This is a genomic window from Pseudoxanthomonas sp. 3HH-4 (assembly GCF_006716465.1).
GTDB lineage: Bacteria > Pseudomonadota > Gammaproteobacteria > Xanthomonadales > Xanthomonadaceae > Pseudoxanthomonas_A.
The window spans coordinates 47359-62229 of sequence record NZ_VFPB01000007.1 but is presented as its reverse complement, the minus strand read 5'-3'; the positions used below and the strand labels follow the sequence as shown (position 1 = coordinate 62229).

Annotated in this window: 13 protein-coding genes; 5 read left to right on the top strand and 8 right to left on the bottom strand. The window is 67.2% G+C overall.

The window, feature by feature from the left end; translation table 11 throughout:
- The first annotated feature begins 129 nt into the window (after positions 1-129).
- A complete protein-coding gene (locus tag FB548_RS17915) occupies positions 130-1065 on the top strand; it encodes a hypothetical protein (protein ID WP_255470618.1) in 936 nt (311 codons plus the stop codon).
- Positions 1062-1424 (top strand): hypothetical protein, encoded by a 363-nt coding sequence (locus FB548_RS17910; protein ID WP_142126174.1) that lies wholly within the window; start codon positions 1062-1064, stop codon positions 1422-1424. The genes FB548_RS17915 and FB548_RS17910 overlap by 4 nt, the downstream gene beginning before the upstream one ends.
- A gap of 164 nt (positions 1425-1588) precedes the next feature.
- Here FB548_RS17910 and accC read toward each other — a convergent pair whose 3' ends face one another.
- The 6 genes from accC to cutA all read right to left on the bottom strand — a co-directional run bounded on the left by accC (position 1589) and on the right by cutA (position 7381).
- Positions 1589-2956, bottom strand: coding sequence for an acetyl-CoA carboxylase biotin carboxylase subunit (accC, locus tag FB548_RS17905; RefSeq protein ID WP_142126173.1), 1368 nt, complete (start codon positions 2954-2956; stop codon positions 1589-1591).
- Between the two features lie 10 nt (positions 2957-2966).
- Positions 2967-3443 carry an acetyl-CoA carboxylase biotin carboxyl carrier protein gene (gene accB / locus FB548_RS17900; protein WP_142126172.1) on the bottom strand — a complete coding sequence of 159 codons (477 nt, stop codon included), beginning with the start codon at positions 3441-3443 and terminating at the stop codon, positions 2967-2969.
- 53 nt (positions 3444-3496) lie between these two features.
- The gene (gene aroQ, locus FB548_RS17895) at positions 3497-3937 is read right to left on the bottom strand and encodes a type II 3-dehydroquinate dehydratase (RefSeq protein WP_142126171.1); all 441 of its coding nucleotides are present in this window, start codon (positions 3935-3937) and stop codon (positions 3497-3499) included.
- A 210-nt stretch (positions 3938-4147) separates the two neighbouring features.
- Positions 4148-4741, bottom strand: coding sequence for a TlpA disulfide reductase family protein (locus FB548_RS17890; RefSeq protein ID WP_142126170.1), 594 nt, complete (start codon positions 4739-4741; stop codon positions 4148-4150).
- Positions 4738-7032, bottom strand: coding sequence for a protein-disulfide reductase DsbD (locus FB548_RS17885; RefSeq protein ID WP_142126169.1), 2295 nt, complete (start codon positions 7030-7032; stop codon positions 4738-4740). The genes FB548_RS17890 and FB548_RS17885 overlap by 4 nt, the downstream gene beginning before the upstream one ends.
- A gap of 13 nt (positions 7033-7045) precedes the next feature.
- Positions 7046-7381 carry a divalent-cation tolerance protein CutA gene (gene cutA, locus FB548_RS17880; RefSeq protein ID WP_142126168.1) on the bottom strand — a complete coding sequence of 112 codons (336 nt, stop codon included), beginning with the start codon at positions 7379-7381 and terminating at the stop codon, positions 7046-7048.
- Positions 7382-7585: 204 nt separating this feature from the next.
- Here cutA and FB548_RS17875 point away from each other — a divergent pair, with 204 nt between their 5' ends.
- The 3 genes from FB548_RS17875 to FB548_RS17865 all read left to right on the top strand — a co-directional run bounded on the left by FB548_RS17875 (position 7586) and on the right by FB548_RS17865 (position 12759).
- Positions 7586-7879 carry a co-chaperone GroES gene (locus tag FB548_RS17875; RefSeq protein ID WP_142126167.1) on the top strand — a complete coding sequence of 98 codons (294 nt, stop codon included), beginning with the start codon at positions 7586-7588 and terminating at the stop codon, positions 7877-7879.
- A 101-nt stretch (positions 7880-7980) separates the two neighbouring features.
- A complete protein-coding gene (gene groL / locus FB548_RS17870) occupies positions 7981-9621 on the top strand; it encodes a chaperonin GroEL (RefSeq protein WP_142126166.1) in 1641 nt (546 codons plus the stop codon).
- A gap of 216 nt (positions 9622-9837) precedes the next feature.
- The gene (locus FB548_RS17865) at positions 9838-12759 is read left to right on the top strand and encodes a TonB-dependent receptor (protein ID WP_142126165.1); all 2922 of its coding nucleotides are present in this window, start codon (positions 9838-9840) and stop codon (positions 12757-12759) included.
- A 201-nt stretch (positions 12760-12960) separates the two neighbouring features.
- Here the strand turns inward: FB548_RS17865 and FB548_RS17860 are convergent, their stop codons facing one another.
- Together FB548_RS17860 and FB548_RS17855 are read right to left on the bottom strand one after the other, a co-directional pair.
- Positions 12961-13761 (bottom strand): helix-turn-helix transcriptional regulator, encoded by an 801-nt coding sequence (locus tag FB548_RS17860; RefSeq protein WP_221625992.1) that lies wholly within the window; start codon positions 13759-13761, stop codon positions 12961-12963.
- Positions 13762-13855: 94 nt separating this feature from the next.
- A complete protein-coding gene (locus FB548_RS17855; RefSeq protein WP_142126163.1) occupies positions 13856-14839 on the bottom strand; it encodes a lysophospholipase in 984 nt (327 codons plus the stop codon).
- Positions 14840-14871: the final 32 nt, after the last annotated feature.

Below are 14871 nucleotides of genomic sequence, written 5' to 3'. Positions count from 1 at the left end.
GAGAAGGCGGGTATTGTCTCACGCGTTCAGGCGAAGGCCCGGGAAGGCAGGCGACGGAAGGCGTGGCCGGCGTGCTGAACGCGGCGTTTTCGCGTTGAACCGCTTGGGATGCACCGGGATAATGCGGAGGTGCCCCGGAAGCTGCTACTGCCGATGATGCTGGTGGGCCTGCTGGTGGCGCTGGCGTGGATGCCGCTGCGCCAGGCGGGGCTGGCGCCGTTCGCGATGCCGACGGACGATGCGGCTCCCGCCCCGGCCGGGACGACAGCGCTCCCGCCGTCCACCACGCCCGCTGTCCTGCGCCCTGTCGCTGCGCATTCGACGCCCATGCTGTCGCCGCTGCGGCGCGCGTTCGAGGACAGCACCGATCTGTTCGCCTACTCGCGCGAGTTGCTCGCGCTGTCGGCCGCCGGCGATGCCGATGCCATGTGGCTGTTGAGCCTTGTGCTGGACTACTGCGCGGGATTTGCCGCGGACCCGGCCGGTTACGCGCAGGACTCGCGCGTCATCGCAACGCTGGGATTGTCCAACGGCGACGCGATGCTTTCCGCACGCCAGCGCGTGCAGCAGCGATGCGCCAGGTTCGTGCCGCAGGACGGATTGTCGTTGCCGACCATCCTCACCCAGCGCCAGCAGGCGGCGCGCGCGGGCAGTCTGGCAGCCGAGGCGGCACTGCTGGCGATGGATCAGCCATTGCGCGACGACGATGACTATCGGCGCGAACTGGTCCAGCGCGTGCTCGATTCGGATGATCCGTTCGCCTTCTTCGCCATCGCCCCGGTCATGGGGACGAGCGCGAGTGGCCGGCGCGACACGCTGGGCGAGATATCGGGTAGCGAACTCAGCGAGATCGCCTGGCGCATCGCCTCATGCGAACTGGGCATGGATTGCAGCCCGCATGGCTCGATGATGACGAACTACTGCGTGAACGGTGGCGTCTGCTCGCAGGATGAATCACAGGATTTCACTTCCTTCGCGCGCGACGCAGGCGTGCCGCGACAGGGAGCTGACAATGTTGACGAGATGGTGGGCACGTTGTTGTCCCACGCGGGAGCTGACGGATGAAATACAAACACACGCGGCCGGGAGCCAATCTTCTGGTCTGGGGTCTGGTTGTAGTGGCATATGCCGCCGCTGCCGCCACGATCGTCATCGAGACGCGTGATCCGGAGTACCGGGATCTCACGCGCGTGGGCCACATGACGATCCACGCGCCGGATGATGCGCGCCGGCTCGGCGCCAGCCAGGTCGCTGCGCTCTATCGCGCGCGCAGCGGCACACCGTTCTCCACGCTGGCGCCAGGCAGCACGATCCGGGTGGTATGGGCGGACGGCTCTTCGGAACTGGTGCGGATCACCGATCCATCCTCGCCACTCGGCGTGCGGACGGTGCCTGGCACACAGCGGGCGCCTGCAGAGCGCTGAGCCTCAGGCCACCGATGGCCACAGACAATGAAAGGCCGGGATGGCGACATCCCGGCCTTTCTTTCTTGTGCGGACGCAAGGCGTCCGTCGTCGATGATGTCCTGCAGCCGCCTTCCGCCACATGCATCGCCCCGTGCGGATGCGAGGGGCGATGCATCACCGCCTCAGACCAGCGAGATCGTCTTGCTCTTGCGCTCGGCCAGGCGCTTTTCCAGGTAGTGGATGTTCTGGCCGCCGGCCTGGAATCCCTGGTCGCGCATGATGCGCTGTTGCAAGGGGATGTTCGTCTTGATGCCATCGATGACCATCTCGCTCAGCGCCACACGCATGCGGGCGATGGCGGTTTCGCGGTCCGGGCCGTGCACGATGAGCTTGGCGATCATCGAATCGTAGTTGGGCGGCACGCGGTAGCCTTCGTAGATGTGCGTATCCACCCGCACGCCGGGACCGCCCGGGGGATGGAAGTGCTGGATCAGGCCCGGGTGCGGCATGAAGGTGTCCGGATCCTCCGCATTGATGCGGCACTCGATGGCATGCCCGCGCAGCACGATGTCGGACTGCTTGATGGTCAGCTTCTGCCCGGCCGCGATGCGCAACTGTTCGCAGACCAGGTCGATGCCGGTGATGCGCTCGGTGACCGGATGCTCCACCTGGATGCGGGTGTTCATCTCGATGAAGTAGAAGCGGCCGTCCTCATACAGGAATTCGAACGTGCCCGCGCCGCGGTAGCCGATGCGGATGCAGGCTTCCACGCAGACCTTGCCGATCTCCGCGCGCTGTTCGTCGGTGATGCCGGGAGCGGGCGCTTCCTCCACCACCTTCTGGTGGCGGCGCTGCATCGAGCAGTCTCGCTCGCCCAGGTGGATCGCGTTGCCCTGGCCGTCGGCCAGCACCTGGATCTCCACATGGCGCGGATTCTCCAGGAATTTCTCCATGTAGACCTCGCCATTGCCGAACGCCGCCTTGGCTTCGGACTTAGTGGTCTCGATGGCGGCCTTCAGCGCGCCCTCGACATGCACCACGCGCATGCCGCGGCCGCCACCGCCGCCCGCCGCCTTGATGATCACCGGGTAACCGATCTCGCGCGCGATCTTGGTGTTGGCCACGATGTCCTCGCCCAGCGGCCCGCCGCTGCCGGGCACGCACGGCACGCCGGCGGCCTGCATGGCGCGGATCGCCTCCACCTTGTCGCCCATCATGCGGATGGTGTCGGCCTTGGGGCCGATGAAGATGAAGCCGGACTGTTCCACGCGCTCGGCGAAGTCGGCGTTCTCCGACAGGAAGCCGTAGCCCGGATGGATGGCCTGCGCGTCGGTCACTTCGGCCGCGGCGATGATCGCCGGGATGTTGAGGTAGCTGTCCTTCGAGGCGGCGGGGCCGATGCAGACCGACTCGTCGGCCATGGCCACGTGTTTGAGGTTGCGGTCGACGGTGGAATGCACCGCGACTGTGCGGATGCCCAGGGTGTGGCAGGCGCGCAGGATGCGCAGCGCGATCTCACCCCGGTTGGCGATGACGACTTTGTCCAGCATGGTGCGGGCCTCAGCCGATCACGAACAGCGGCTGATCGAATTCGATCGGCTGGCCGCTTTCGGCCAGGATCGACAGCACGGTGCCGGAGACGTCGGCTTCGATGGGGTTGAACATCTTCATGGCTTCGATGATCGCCAGCGTCTCGCCGGCCTTCACCGGCTGGCCGACGGCGACGAACGCAGGCTTGTCCGGCGACGGCGACGCATAGAAGGTACCGACCATCGGTGCACGCACCACGTGCCCGTCCGGCAGGGCGTTGCTGGCCTTGGTCGTGCCGCCGGTTGAGGCTTCGGTGGGCGAGCTCATCGGCATCGGTGCGGCGGGGCGCGGTTCGGCGTAGGCGGCGGGGGCCGGTGCCGGCACGGCGTAGCCGCCCTTGGGCGTGCGCGCCAGGCGCACGGATTCTTCGCCTTCCTTGATCTCGATTTCGGCCAGGTTCGACTCTTCCAGCAGGTCGATCAGTTTCTTGATTTTGCGGAGATCCATGGGAGCCTCGTGGTTGAACGATGTTCCGCGCGCGGAACAAGATAAATGAGGGGTCAGGCGGGCAGCCGTTGCAGGGCGGCGTCCAGAGCGTAGCGGTAGCTGTCGGCGCCGAAGCCGCAGACCACGCCGACCGCCTTGTCGCTGAGATAGCTGGTGTGGCGGAACGGCTCGCGGCTGTGAGGGTTGGACAGGTGGATTTCGATGAAGGGCAGCGCCACGCCGGCCAGTGCGTCGCGGATGGCGACCGAGGTGTGGGTGAAGGCGGCCGGGTTGATCAGGATGAAGGCCGTGCCGTCGGTGCGCGCGGCCTGGATGCGGTCGACCAGGGCATGCTCGGCATTGGACTGGAAGCTGTCCAGCTGGTGGCCGGCGGCCTGGGCCTGTGCCGCCAGGGACCGGTCGATGTCCGCCAGCGTCGCATGGCCATAGACCTCCGGCTCGCGGGTGCCGAGCAGATTGAGGTTGGGGCCATGCAGGACCAGCAGCTTCGCCATTCGCGTCTCCAGCGGAAGGGCGGCAGTCTGCTTGAAGCCGGCGATGCTGTCCAGTTCGCCGAAGTTTGGCTCGTTTTAAGCGATTGTTTGATTTCGGGGAGACCCATCTCGGATCAAGGACTTGCAAGGGGCAGCACACCGCGACGGCGCGCTTGTCGGAGCGTGGTCGCGCCATGATGGCAGCAGATTCGATGAACTTCCCACGCGAACCTAGTCTACCCACCTGCTGATCTCGCCTTGCTGGAAGGGCCCGACCTTCTGGCGCTCGATCCTCCCGTCAGTTCCCACCAGCACGGTGTATGGCAGTACGCCCTTGGCGTTGCCCAGCCATACGCTGGCGTCGGCCGGACCGGGCGTATCCAGCACGATGGGATAGCCGACCGGCACGCGGGACAGGAAGTCCTGCACGCCCTCAGGCGTGTCCAGCGCCAGACCCACCACCTGGACGCCCTCTGTTCCTTGGGTCGTGGCGAAGCGCTGCAGTTCCGGCATTTCCTCGATGCACGGGCCGCACCAGCTGGCCCAGACGTTGATCAGCAGGCGCTTGCCACGGTAGGTGGCCGCCAGATCGACGATCTTTCCGTCCAGCCCCGGCAACGCGATCGCCGGCATGGAATCGCCGATGCCGGCAGGCGTGACGCCTTCCGGAGGCTTGGGGGCCGTCGCATTCACCGCGGCGTGCAGGGCGCGCTCGCCGGGTCCGGTCCGCCACAGCGGGTTGCCGTTGAACCACAGGCTGGCCACCAGGCCCAGGCCGCCGGCCACGAGGGCGACGGCGAGGATGCGCGGCGTGGTGACCTTCATCGTGCCGCCCGTTCGAACGCCTGGCGCATCGTGTCGTGGGTCAGCACGGTGGGCAACACATCGCCTTCACCGCCGTTGCGCGGATACATCACGTACAGCGGTACGCCAACGGCCTTGTGCTGTTCGAGGAACGCGGTGATCGCAGGGTCCACGTTCGTCCAGTCGCCCGTCATCATCAAGGCATCGTGTTCTGCCAGCAGGTCGCGGAATGCGTCAGTGTTCAGTACGGCCTTTTCGTTGGCCTTGCAGGTGACGCACCAGTCGGCGGTCATGTCGACGAAGACGATGCGACCCTCCGCACGCAACGCCGCCAGACGTTCCGCAGAATAGGCCACGTGGCCTTCGGCAGTCGGTGCCGTCGCTATCTCCGCCGGCAGCCGGTGCACCATCGCCAGCGGCACCAGTGCGGAGACACTGAGCGCCAGCGCCAGCGCGCGCTGCAAAGGCGCAGCGGCAAAGCGCGCGCGCTGGAACCACCACAGCCCCAGCGCCAGCAGCACCAGGCCAACCAGCGCCAGACCCACCGCGTCGATGCCGCGCTGCTTGCCCAGCACCCACAGCAGCCAGACGGCCGTCAGGTACATCGGGAAGGCCAGCACCTGCTTCAGCGTGTCCATCCACGCGCCTGGACGCGGCAGGCGGCTCGCCAGCGCCGGCACGAAACCGATCAACAGGAACGGCAGGGCGAGCCCCAGGCCGAGCACCGCGAATACCAGCAGCGCCAGCGGCGTGGGAGCAGTGAACGCATACGCCAGCGCCACGCCCATGAAGGGCGCTGTGCAGGGGCTGGCCACGACCACCGCCAGCACGCCGGTGAAGAAGTCGCCGACCGGGCCGCGACGCGACGCCAGCCCATGACCGGTTCCCGCCAGTCGATGCCCGAGCGCGAACACGCCCGACAGGCTCAAACCCACCGCGAACATCACGTACGCGAGCAGCCCGACCACCCACGGTTGCTGCAGCTGGAAACCCCAGCCCAGCGCCTGGCCCGCCGCCCGCAGCGCGATGGCCAGCGCGCCGACGGCGACGAAACTGACCAGCACGCCGGCCGTGTACCAGAGCGCGCGCCGACGGGCATCGCCGCCCTCGCGCCCGCTTTCGGCCAGCGACAGCGCCTTCAGCGACAGGATCGGCAACACGCATGGCATCAGGTTGAGGATCAGGCCACCGGCCAGCGCGAGTGCCAGCGCGACGATCAGCGAGGGGGTGCCGCGCGGGTTGCGGGCCAGCACATCTTCGGGCGGGCGCGTGCGTTCGACGTCGGTCGCGATGGACGCTGCCGGCGTAGTCGTGTCCGGAGTGGCGACGGGGGCGTCGACCGGTGTTGTCGCGGTCGTCAGCGGCGCCACGGTGGCGGGCGCGGGCATGTCAGGCGTGCTGGCGGGCGTGATCGTCCCGGGCGGGATCGACAGCGTCACCCGCCGCGTCATCGGGGGATAGCAGATGCCGTCCTTCTGGCAGCCCTGGAACGTCACCCGCAGCGTCGCGGTCGCCGCACGGGCATGGTCGCGTTTCAGCGGCACCGGCACTTCGGCCTGGTCGAAGTAGACGGTGACGTCGCCGAAGTGTTCGTCGCGGTGTGCGATGCCCTTCGGCCAGCGTGGCGCCTGCAAGGCGATACCTTGCGCACCCTCCAGTGCCATCGAGGTGCGGTCGCGGTAGACGTAGTAGCCGCGTGCCGGCGTGAAGCGCAACAGCAGCTCGTTGCCATTGAAGGCGATCGCTTCGAAGCCGAACGCTTGTTCGGCCGGCAGCGGCAGGGTGTCCATGCCCGCCTGCGGTCTCTGCCCCCGCAGTCCACCGGTCAGCGCGCCCGCGCCGAGCGGTACGAACGCCTCACCCGCGGCCGCCGGCAGCGCGACCTTCACTGTGCGTGTCTGCGGCGGGTAGCAGATGCCGGCGTCGGCGCAGCCCTGATACTTGATCTTCAAGGTAATGCTGTCGGCGTCGGGCGCAGGTTGGCCGGGCAGGGTGGCGATCAGTTCGCCACGATACGTCTCGACGTCGCCGAAGAACTCGTCGCGATACGCCTTGCCCTTGGGCAGCTGCAGCGGCTGCGCCGCGAAGCCGGCGCCCGCCTCCACGCTGGTGCGGTGGCGATAAAGATAGTAGCCGTCGGTGATCTTCCAGCGGATCTCGATACGGTCCCGCGCCGGTGCAGTGGCTGTCAGCACGAAGGCCTCGTCCACCGGCAGCAGGTCGTCCTGGCTGATCGCCGCCGATGCAGCGGGTGCCACCACGGCGAGCAGGGATACGGCCAGGAAGGCGAACAGTGTGCGGATCAGCGTCATCGGGCCTGGGTCTTCAACTCGAGGGGGCGCCATCGGCCCGGGTTTCAGCGGCGACCCACGCCAGGTAGGCGGGCAGGCCGGCGGCGGTTTCGACCGCCAGGATCTCCGGCAGTTCATACGGGTGCAGTTCGGCCAGCCGCGCCATCAGCGCGTCGCGCCGGTCGGCGCTGGTCTTCGCCAGCAGTTGGACCTCGCTGGCCTGTTCCACCCGGCCCTGCCAGCGGTAGGTCGAAAACATGCCGGGCAGCACGCTGACGCAGGCGGCCAGGCGCTCGTCCACCAGCGCCCGTGCCAACCGCTGGGCGGTGTCGGCGTCGGGACAGGTCGACAGGATCAGGAAGACGGGCATGGGGCGTCGATTATCGCAGACCCGGTCCGGGCGCCCCTGCGACCGATATGCGCACCCACCCCTTGAAACCGCGCCAGGCACCCCGATATCCCTCGCATCCCGGCCCTGTCGGGTTTCTGTGCCCCTGGCGTTGGCAGTCTCCCGTGGGGAGTGCTAACATCGCCGCCCCTTTCCCAGTCCAATCAATCACTTAAGAGGATTGACATGAGCAATATCAAGCCGCTGTACGACCGCCTGGTGGTCAAGCCGATCGAAGCCGAAGAAACCTCCGTCGGCGGCATCATCATCCCCGACGCCGCCAAGGAAAAGCCCACCAAGGGTGAAGTCGTCGCCGTCGGCGAAGGCAAGTTCATCGACGCCACCGGCGGCGTGCGCGCCCCGAAGGTGAAGGTCGGCGACAAGGTGATCTACGGCCAGTACTCGGGTTCGCCCTACAAGTACGAAGGCGTCGAGTACAAGATCATCAAGGAAGACGACGTCCTCGCGATCCTCGGCTGATCGCGCGTGGCGGCTCCGCGCCGCCGCCCACGTCACCGCATTCCTCCTGATGGCGGGCCTGCCCGCCTCACGAATCACACTCAATACTCCTGGAGTTGCACATGGCAGCCAAAGATATCCGTTTCGGTGAAGACGCCCGTACGCGCATGGTGCGCGGCGTGAACATCCTCGCCAATGCCGTCAAGGCCACCCTCGGCCCGAAGGGCCGCAACGTCGTGCTCGAGAAGAGCTTCGGCGCCCCGACCATCACCAAGGACGGCGTGTCCGTCGCCAAGGAAATCGAACTGGCCGACAAGTTCGAGAACATGGGCGCTCAGATGGTGAAGGAAGTCGCGTCCAAGACCTCCGACAATGCCGGTGACGGCACCACCACCGCCACCGTGCTGGCCCAGGCGTTCATCCGCGAAGGCTCCAAGGCCGTCGCCGCCGGCATGAACCCGATGGACCTGAAGCGCGGCATCGACCAGGCCGTGAAGGCCGCCGTCGAAGAGCTGAAGAAGCTCTCCAAGCCCACCGCCGACGACAAGGCGATCGCCCAGGTCGGCACCATCTCGGCCAACTCCGACAGCAACATCGGCGACATCATCGCCGAGGCCATGAAGAAGGTCGGCAAGGAAGGCGTGATCACGGTCGAAGAAGGCTCCGGCCTGGAGAACGAACTCGACGTCGTCGAGGGCATGCAGTTCGACCGCGGCTACCTGTCGCCGTACTTCATCAACAACCAGCAGTCGCAGCAGGTCGAATTCGACGACCCCTTCATCCTGATCCACGACAAGAAGGTCTCCAACGTCCGCGAACTGCTGCCGGTGCTGGAAGGCGTCGCCAAGGCCGGCAAGCCGCTGCTGATCGTGGCCGAGGAAGTGGAAGGCGAAGCCCTCGCCACGCTGGTGGTCAACACCATCCGCGGCATCGTGAAGGTCGCCGCCGTCAAGGCGCCGGGCTTCGGTGACCGCCGCAAGGCCATCCTGGAAGACATCGCCACGCTGACCAACGGCACGGTGATCTCCGAGGAAGTCGGCCTGCAGCTGGAGAAGGCCACCATCAACGACCTGGGTCGTGCGAAGAAGGTCGTGATCTCCAAGGAGAACACCACCATCATCGACGGCGCCGGCGATGCCGAGCGCATCCAGTCGCGCATCAAGCAGATCAAGGCGCAGATCGAAGAGACCTCTTCGGACTACGACCGCGAGAAGCTGCAGGAACGCGTGGCCAAGCTGGCCGGCGGCGTGGCCGTGATCAAGGTCGGTGCCTCGACCGAGATCGAGATGAAGGAAAAGAAGGCCCGCGTCGAAGACGCTCTGCACGCCACGCGTGCGGCGGTGGAAGAAGGCGTGGTCCCGGGCGGCGGCGTCGCGCTGATCCGCGCGCTGCAGACCATCGGCAACCTGAAGGGCGCCAACGAAGACCAGAACCACGGCATCCAGATCGCCCTGCGCGCAATGGAAGCCCCGCTGCGCGAGATCGTCACCAACGCCGGTGAAGAGCCGTCGGTGATCGTCAACCGCGTCAAGGACGGTTCGGGCAACTTCGGCTACAACGCCGCCAACGGCGAGTTCGGCGACATGATCGAGTTCGGCATCCTGGACCCGACCAAGGTCACGCGCTCCGCGCTGCAGAACGCCGCTTCGATTGCCGGTCTGATGATCACCACCGAAGCGATGGTGGCCGAGGCTCCGAAGAAGGACGAGCCGGCGATGCCGGCCGGCGGTGGCATGGGCGGCATGGGCGGCATGGACTTCTAAGTCCCGCTTCCCGCGTCACCGTTCCAGGAAGGGCCCCGCAGCGATGCGGGGCCTTTTTGTTTTTCGCGATATGCGCACCGCGACACCGCAACAAGCGTTCCGGCAAAGCCGCGCGCGGGACACCTCTCTGCCGGACCGGCTCCGTAGCGTACGAACTTCGGTGCTTAACGATGTTTTCACCGAACACGACGCGAACGACAGCCATCGAGGAGAGGGATTCAAATGAAACGACATGCATTGCGCGACGCGATCCGCGTCGCCCTGGTCGCGTGCGCGGCCACCGCGGCGGCGGCCCACGCACAGGAAGCGCCGGCGCCCTCCGGCACGGCGCCCACCACACTGGACCGCATCGAGGTGACCGGCTCGCGCATCCGCCAGGTGGATGTGGAAACCGCCGCGCCGGTGCTGGTGATCTCGCGCGAGGAGATCCAGAAGCAGGGCTTCAATTCCGTCGCCGATATCCTGCAGAACATCACCAGCGCGGGCAGTCCGGCGGTGAGCCGCATCACGCCGCTTGCCGCGGGCGAGGCGGTGGGCGGTGCGTATATCGACCTGCGCAACCTCGGTCCCAACCGCACCCTGGTGCTGGTCAACGGGAAGCGGCTGGGCATCACCACCAGCGGCTTCCAGGACCTCTCGCAGATCCCGGCGGCGATGATCGAACGGATCGAAGTGCTGAAGGACGGCGCATCGACGCTGTATGGATCCGATGCGATCGCCGGCGTCGTCAATCTCATCACCCGGCGCAACATGGACGGCATGCAGGCCAGCGTCTATGGCGGCCAATACTCGCAGGGCGACGGCCAGCGCACGGTACTGGACCTGATCGCCGGTTTCAGTGGTGATCGCGGGTCGGTGACCGTTGGCGCGGAGTACACGGAAGAAGATCCGGTGTGGGCCACCGACCGCTGGTTCTCGGCGAACCGCTTCCCGATGGGTGAGGGCAGGGTACCGAGGCCGGGTGGTGAAAGCGGAACCACGCAGTACGGCCGCCTGATCGTCCCCGGGCGCGGCAACTTCACGCTCCGGCGCGAGACGCCCGGACTCGATCCGCGTGACCTGGACAGCTACCGCGCGCTGGACGACACCGACTTCTCGTTGCCGGTCCAGCAGTCCACGCTGCTGGCGGGCATCGAACGCAAGTCGGTGTTCGTCAACCTCGACCATGCGCTGAGTGACCGCATCCGCTTCGCCGGCGACATGCTCTACACCGACCGCGCCTCGTTCTCGCGCAATGCGGGCTATCCGTACTCGTCGCAGGCGTTCGATACGCCGATGTCGATCGACAGCTACTACAACCCCGTTGGCAACCAGAGCGGAGACGCGGATCCCACCGCCGTGCACTTCACCCGCCGCGGCTGGGAAGTGCCGCGCGAGAACCGGCTTTCGCTGACCACCTACCGCTTCAGCGGCACGCTGTCGGGCTACTTCGACCTGGCCGGCCGCAGTTGGGACTGGGACGTGGGCTACCTCTACAACCAGAACAAGGGTGTGCAGGTCGGCACCGGCAACCTCAACCTTGCCGCCGTGCGGATGGCGGTGGGCCCGTCGTTCCTCAACAGCCAGGGCGTTGTCCAGTGCGGCACGCCGGACAACCCGATTCCGCTGGGCACCAGCCAGGGCGAATGCACGCCATGGAACCCGCTGCTCCCGTTCGGGTACGGCGGCCCGGGTGACGGCTCGGCGGCGGACCCGGCCGTCAGGCAGTTCATCTTCCCGGTCGGCCAGGCCGTCTCGATGACGAAGACGCAGGACTATTTCGCCAACATCACCGGCACGCTGGCGACGCTGCCGGCCGGTGACCTGGCGATCGCGCTGGGCGTGGAGCACCGCAAGGAATACGGCGAATTCTCGCCCGATGCGTTGGCCCAGTCGGGCGGTTCCACCGATCTCGCGGCCGGGCCGACGGCGGGCGGCTACAGCCTCGATGAAATCTACGCCGAGGTGCAGGTGCCGCTGCTGTCCGAGGTACCGCTGGCCCGCGAGCTGACGCTCAGTGCGGCGACGCGCTATTCGGATTACGACACCTTCGGCGACACCACCAACAGCAAGCTGGGCCTGAAATGGAAGCCCGTGGACTCGCTGCTGGTCCGCAGCACGTGGGCGGAGGGCTTCCGTGCGCCGGATGTCAGCAATCTGTACGGCGGCGCGTCGCAGACGTTCTCGTTCTACACGGATCCGTGCGACACCGCCTTCGGCGCCGCGCGCGGCAATGCGCGATGCCTGCAGGACGTGCCCGCCGACTTCCGCCAGCCCGCCAATGACGCCGACGGCGTCGCGAACGGTCCCGGTACGCAGACCCCGATCCCCTTCGTATCGGGTTCGAATCCGGACCTTACCCCGGAAACATCCGAATCGACGACGCTGGGCGTAGTGTTCAGTCCGTCGTTCGCGCCGGGGCTGAACGTGTCGCTGGACTGGTGGACGATCCGCATCGAGAACACCATCGTGGCCGACACTGAGACCCAGGTGTTGGACGATTGCTACCTGCGGGGGATCGAGGCGCGTTGCAACGCATCGACGGGCTCGCGCTTCGAACGTGATGCGGCCACCGGCGAGATCCTTTCGTTCACCACCACGCCGATCAACGTGGGCCATGTCGAGACCGAGGGTTTCGATTTCGATATGAACTACCGCCGTACGACACCGTGGGGCATCTTCAGCGCCAGTTGGCTGAGCACGTACATCAGCAAGCTCGAACTGAAGACCGACGATCTGGAGGACAATCCGCCGCAGCAGTTGAATGGCATCGCGACGAGCACAGGCAGCAACTTCCGCATCCGCTCCAACCTCAATCTGGGCTGGGAGCACGGGGCATGGGGCGTGTCCTGGGGGATGCGGTACTACGCGGGGGTGAAGGAACGCTGCGTCTTCGACGACATCTGCAGCCTACCGAACTACCGCGCGCCCTGGACGGGCGGCGAGGTGCTGCAGATGCACGAGCGTCCTTCCACGACCTTCCACGACGTGCAGGTCCGCTACCAGGCGCCCTGGAACGTGACGATCTCGTTCGGGGCCAACAACGTGTTCGAGCGCTATGGGCCGCCGATGTACTCGCAGCCTAGCTCGGGCTACTCGTATTACGGTGGTTACGACATCGGACGGTTCGTCTACCTGAAGTACCAGCAGAAGTTCTGAGCCGTCCGCAGCGGTCCAGCCGGCCGCGTCCACGAGGACGCGGCCTTTCCACGTGGAAAAAGAGCGCACCGGGGAGAGAGGCCCGGTGCGCAGTCGTGTGCGACGCATGTCGTGCTGTCCGTGTTGCGCGATGCGCGCGGGTGGCGGTGTCCGCCGTCGTGATGTGGGGGTACGCCTGTCGCGATTCGGGATGGTGAGGGCTCAGCGGGCGCCGCCCGCGGTACGGAAGCGGGTCGCGGTGACCCCGGTGGCGCGTTTGAACGAACGCGAGAACGCATGCCGACTCTCGTAGCCTACGCTCGCGGCGATCTCGCAGATCGCCAGCCGGCCATCCTGGATCAGCGCGCAGGCACGCAGCAGGCGGGTCTGGGTGAGCAGGTCGTGGGGCGTCATTCCGAACACGTCACGGAACGAACGCAGGAAATGCGAGGGCGAGTAACGCGCAGCCTCGGCCAGGGTGTGAAGGTCGTGCGCATCGAAGGGGGCGTTGAGGATGCGGTTGCGCGCGGTCAGCAGGCGTGCCACGACCGCGCGCCGATGCCGTTCACTGCGACCGTAGGCGCGCTCCACCCAGTCCGCGGCGCGTGCCTGCGCGTCGCGCGCTGCCAGCATCACGGCGGCCAGTTCGCGCCCCGATTCGCGGTCGCAAGGATGCGGTGCGCATCGCAGCAATGCGGAGAGTTGCTGCAGCATCGGGCGGTCCATGGGCAGTACGGCGGGCAGCAGCAGTGGCGCCGCCAGGCCGCGACGCTCTGCAGGCTCGGACAGCGCCTGTGCCCAGTGGCTGGGCGCGTGCACGAGCACCCAGTCCGCGCCGGGCCCGGCGAGCAGGCGCCTGGGCGCGTCGCTCGGCAGCGCCAGGAACCGGCGGCCGGGCAGCCGGAATACGCCGTCGTCGGTCTCGACGTCCACCTCGCCGCGCAGCGCGATGACCAGCGCGCAGCCGCGGCACGTGGGCGGCGCGTGCATTCCGCGGCCACCGCGCAGGCAGAGAGCCGTCATGGCGTCGCTGGCATCGTGGCCGGAACTCCTGCGCGCGAGGCGGAATCGCATGATGCAGGCAGGCGCCACGTCGTGGCGGCGCGCCGGCACCATGTCAGCTGAAGCCGTAAGGAAGATTGGGTGACGACACGACCTTGTCGCCGATGGCTTCGCCTTCCAGGAAACGCACGCAGTCGCGCAACACCGTCGGGTCGTTGAGGACGCCGTGGTGGCCGAGGTCGAGCGTGGTCAGCAGGCGCGCAGCAGTGAGGTGTCGGGCGAAACGCTCGCCCTCATCCCATGGCACTTCGTCGTCGAGCAGATCGTGCACGACCAGCACGGGGATGCCGATGGCCGGTGCGATGCGGTGCGCCTGCAGCGCATCCAGTCCTTGGCCAATGCGGGATTCGAGCAGCGCCAGTATGCGCGCGCCCACGCGCGATCCCATGCCGGAACGATCCACGAAGCGCTGCAACGCCGCGCGCGGATCGGCCTGCGCGGAGACCAGGATCGCCCGCTTCGCGCGCAAGCCCTGGTGCAGCGCGAGCACCACCGACATGGCGCCGAGCGAATGGCCGATGACCGCGGCCGCTTCGCCGCAGCGGCGGCCGACCTCGAGCATGTCGCCCGCGGTCTCCAGCAGGGTGGACGTTTGCGTGGCCACCGTACGGCCCTCGCGGGCGAAGGCGACGACGGCGTACCCGTGCGCCGTCAGCGCGCGCACCCAGCCGGCCATCGCGTCACGGCCCGTCGCGTCAAGCGGCGGTAGCAGCACATACGGCTGCCGGTGCGGATCGCCCCAGGACACTAGCTGCAAGCACCGGCCGTGCAATACCAGTGTTTCACGGCGTTCCGGGCAGCCTTCTACGTGTCGCGGACAGTCGGCGAAGCCGGTCTCGTCATCGAGTTGCAGCAACCCCCTGCGTGCGGCGTGGCGCGGTGCGAGCAGGCCGATGAGGCATTGCAGCGCTCGCGTCCACGGGTTGATGGGGGTCGGAGGCCCGGGTTCGGTATCGCCACCGCGTGGAGCGGCGGCGGACGGGGAGGGAATGTCGGTCAGGGGTTCGGCGGCGTGCGTGGCGTGGCGTGAAAGCAGCATGGAAGTCCGATCTCTGCGTGAGGGTTCACAGA